This is a genomic window from Spiroplasma sp. ChiS (assembly GCF_002968355.1).
Taxonomy (GTDB): Bacteria; Bacillota_I; Bacilli_A; order Mycoplasmatales; family Mycoplasmataceae; genus Spiroplasma; species Spiroplasma citri.
In genome coordinates, this window is the sequence record NZ_PUUH01000004.1 from 1 (window position 1) to 4,173 (window position 4,173).

Sequence of the window (4,173 nt, forward strand, 5' to 3'; positions counted from 1 at the left end):
CCAACAATAGGTCAATAACTTTCATCATAAAAAGTATAATTTGCTTTTCCAATAAATAAAGGAATACCATTATTAATATTTGGATATAAATTATTAGTATTTTTATTTATTTCTTTTCAATAAATCGGAATTCCTAAACTTATTGCATTTAAGAATTTACCAACAATCGGAATATCTCTCTGAGTTCATGCAATACTTTCTGTTACATCTATTGGTAAACTAATAATATGATTAACCATAATACTAAATAAATTTAACAATAGGTCAATAACTTTCATCATAAAAAGTATAATTTGCTTTTCCAATAAATAAAGGAATACCATTATTAATATTTGGATATAAATTATTAGTATTTTTATTTATTTCTTTTCAATAAATCGGAATTCCTAAACTTATTGCATTTAAGAATTTACCAACAATCGGAATATCTCTCTGAGTTCATGCAATACTTTCTGTTACATCTATTGGTAAACTAATAATATGATTAACCATAATACTAAATAAATTTAACATATCTTTTAATTGCCCACGATTTTTACTTGGATTAATTTTATTATGTCCAATATCAAAATTATATTTAAAATAACCATTTGCTCTAACATCATAATCACGATTAATAACACCATTACCTTTATAATTTAATGCAACATCTTTAATAGTTAAATTATTTGGGTTAGTTGCTTTTGTTAATTCTCTATTGGTATTTAAATAACCTTCATAATTCTTTTTAATTTCTTGATTTGTTTGACCTTGTTTTCTTTTTAATCAATTATCATATTGACCATTAATAGCGGGTATTCCATTCGTTAATAAATAAGTAGTTAATGGTTTTGATGATTTTGTTAAACTATCAGCAACTGGCATTTTTAAATCATCAATGAATAATCTACGCTGTGGATATACTTTTTCATTTCATTTCCCTAAATTTTCAATAGGGCGACCAAAAATAATTGGTGCAGTAAAACCATTATTACCTAATAATGTTAATTGAATACTTTTAATACCATTATCACCAGTAAATTTCTCATTAATTTCATAATCTTTTGGAATACCTAAATTATCTCATATTATTTTAGGTATTACATAACCCTCACCTGGTGCTGAAAATTGTACGAATTGCTGAATAGTTTGTCCAGTAGTATTAATATAATCTTTAACATAACTAAAAGTAATAACTCAATATACTAATTCATTTAAATCATTATATTTTGGTTGAGCATTTGAAATAAACATTAATAAATTATCATCAACATCTTCTTTATCAGATTGTAAAGGAACTAAATAAAATCTTAAAAAATCTTCTCTTTGAAAATTATAAGTAGTTTCAACCGTAATTGTACGATCAAGATATCAAGCATTATATTCACCAAAATATTCTTCACCACCTAATTTAGAAAATTCAACACTATCATTAATATTAACAATATGACATTTATAAGCATCACCTTTAAATTTTCTTTTAATAGCAAAATTGTCTAATGCTTTATTAATTTTTTGTAAATTAATAACATAAACATTAAAACCATTTTCATTATTAATTTTTTCTCAAATATCATTAACTGGGTAATTATTCTCAGGTTCTTCTTTATTAATAAAAACTTGTTTTGTTTTATCTCATAAATAAGTTTTTTCAGTACTAGTAATATATAAATAACTAACTTTATCCGTTAAACTATTTTTAAATTCATTAATAGAATAAGTAAATCAATCTTTATTATTTTGGAAAAAATCATAATTTCAAATATTAGGGATATGTCTAGATCTAATTTTAATAGCATTTTTTCATTGTGCTATAATTCCTTCTTTACCAGTAAATATTTGTGACATTTGTGTAAAGTTTTGTGGTACTCCATTATTAGGTTGAAAACCTTTATCAGTAATATTTACTAAACCAGTTTTAATAATAAATGGAAAAAAGAAATAATTACTTTTAATATCAATATCTAATTTAGTTAAATCAGATCTAACACTATTATTGATTATTCTTTCATTTAAGTTTTTAAAAATACTATTAATATTAGGTACTTGCATTATTGTATATCTCCTTTAATATCTTCTTCTCTTGTTTGATTATCATCAATATAACTCATTTCTTGATCTAATTGTTCTTTTTGTTCTTTTTTAATTTCTTCATACATCATTCGTGTTTTTTTATTTGTTACTTTTTCTTGTTTATGAATTGCTCTAACATGTGTAATAGTTCCATTATTTATTTGTCTATCAATTACCTCAGATTGAGTAATTTTATTAACTATTGATATATCTATAAATTCTAAGGTATAAGGTCTAAAATTATCATTATTCTGACTGTTATCATCTAAACTATCTCATTTTTTATAATGCTTAAATATATAATCAAATAAGCGATATAATTTAGGAAATCGTAAAGATCTTTTTTGTAAAGTAGTATGAACATCTAATTTATTATTCATTAATGACTCTGTTTTATTTGTATAATTATTACCTGAAAAATTATCATATTCATAACCTGCACCATTAAATATCATTTTCATAGAATAATCACTATCAATAGTTATTTCAGTATAATTTTGTTGAGCATGAATTAAACCAACACCAGTAGTACCAGTCATAGCATATTGTTAAACTGTACTAGTAATTAAAGCATCTGCTTGTAATAATTCTTCATCACCATTACCATTATTACCAAGTGGAGAACTATTTTTTTGTCCTACAAAATGAGTACGATTTATAATTCTTTCAATTCTTTTATAATAAATATTATCTTGTACATCTTTAATTAAATTAAATACAGGTAAACAATCTGGCACAGCATCTGTGGTTGTTTTTGTACCATTAACTAATTTAGGTAAATTTGTAAATTCAACAATAGGTAGTATATCTATTCCAGTATCATATTCCATAGATACTGGTATTAATTTACTTTCTAATTCTCCATAAGTTTGTCAAATACCAATTTCTAAATCTTTTGCAGTATAATAAGTTATTTTTGCTTTTCTTGGATAAAATTGTACTTTTTGATATCACATATAATCAGATTGAGCAGGTAATATTCACATTTCTGCATATTGTTCTATTTCTGAATATTTAGCAATACGAACACTTGAACCAATAGGTGCAACATCAATAGTTAAATCATCAGTTTCTGTTTTTAATAAATACATTACACTACGACCATATAAACTATTTGCTAATTCATTTTGAATTAATTTAGAATAAACATAGTTTTTTTCATATCATTCTTCTATTCAATCTTGTGTATCATCATTATCACAATTAAACATTAAACCTTGTCCAATAGTTAATGGAGCCGCTTTTCTATTAGCAATAATTCAAGGAATATCAATATAATATTTTTGTTCTGATAATATTGGGTATTTTCCTTTTTCCAAATAATTTAAATATTCGGGTTGTTTATTTAATTCTTTAAAATCTATTTCATTATTCATTTTTACACCTCTTTTTGTCATCACCCATTATATAATCACCATAAGGAGAGTGTCAAAAAATGTGAAAGTTATTAACATTAATTACTAGTATTTTAGAAAACCCTAAAATAGCATTAAGAATTATAAAATTATTAGAAAAATATGGGAATTCTAAAATAAAAGCAATTTTACAAAGCATTAAAGATATTGAACATCAATTAGCACAAATTCAATATTATTTAAATATGGACCATATACATATCCAAAAGTACATATTCAAGTTTGACAAGCAATGAAATCAGCAATAGGTAAAAATGGAACTGGGGCAGGATCAGTATTTTGAAATATGTGATTACATGTATGATTACGAAAACAACTGAACTATATTATCTAGTAGTTAATGTAAAAAAGGGGTTTTTCAAATAACTAATAAACAAAAATTAATAGGTAATTTAACTATTTTAATTCAATCAGATAATGATAAACAAAAAAGATGATATGGACCATATACATATCCAAAAGTACATATTCAAGTTTGACAAGCAATGAAATCAGCAATAGGTAAAAATGGAACTGGRGCAGGATCAGTATTTTGAAATATGTGATTACATGTATGATTAYGCAGTGAATTAAGAGAAYATGTTAATTGACAAATATATACACAACAAAATAAAGGTAGCGGAGATGTTAAATTAAGAGCAAGTAGAATTAATAAAAACTTATTAGAATTAAATAAAGAAATAAATCGTTATAGTACTAATTTTTA

The 4,173-nt window shown here is 23.7% G+C and carries 6 protein-coding genes; 2 read left to right on the top strand and 4 right to left on the bottom strand.

Annotation, left to right across the window (positions count from 1 at the left end; all coding sequences use genetic code 4):
* From C6B38_RS00885 to C6B38_RS00900, 4 genes are all read right to left on the bottom strand, one after another.
* The coding region (locus C6B38_RS00885; RefSeq protein WP_146693242.1) for a hypothetical protein at window positions 1-260 on the bottom strand (260 nt) is incomplete at its 3' end.
* Window positions 244-2,031, bottom strand: coding sequence for a hypothetical protein (locus C6B38_RS00890; RefSeq protein ID WP_105298303.1), 1,788 nt, complete (start codon window positions 2,029-2,031; stop codon window positions 244-246). The genes C6B38_RS00885 and C6B38_RS00890, both read right to left, overlap by 17 nt.
* The gene (locus C6B38_RS00895; RefSeq protein ID WP_105298304.1) at window positions 2,031-2,591 is read right to left on the bottom strand and encodes a hypothetical protein; all 561 of its coding nucleotides are present in this window, start codon (window positions 2,589-2,591) and stop codon (window positions 2,031-2,033) included. The genes C6B38_RS00890 and C6B38_RS00895 overlap by 1 nt, the downstream gene beginning before the upstream one ends.
* Window positions 2,592-2,600: 9 nt before the next feature.
* Complete coding sequence (locus tag C6B38_RS00900; protein WP_105298305.1) at window positions 2,601-3,428, bottom strand: hypothetical protein; 828 nt, start codon at window positions 3,426-3,428, stop codon at window positions 2,601-2,603.
* Window positions 3,429-3,487: 59 nt separating this feature from the next.
* Here C6B38_RS00900 and C6B38_RS00905 point away from each other — a divergent pair, with 59 nt between their 5' ends.
* A complete protein-coding gene (locus tag C6B38_RS00905) occupies window positions 3,488-3,715 on the top strand; it encodes a hypothetical protein (RefSeq protein WP_105298306.1) in 228 nt (75 codons plus the stop codon).
* A 237-nt stretch (window positions 3,716-3,952) separates the two neighbouring features.
* Window positions 3,953-4,173, top strand: a 221-nt coding sequence (locus C6B38_RS00910) for a hypothetical protein (protein ID WP_146693243.1), incomplete at its 3' end; no start/stop codon positions are given.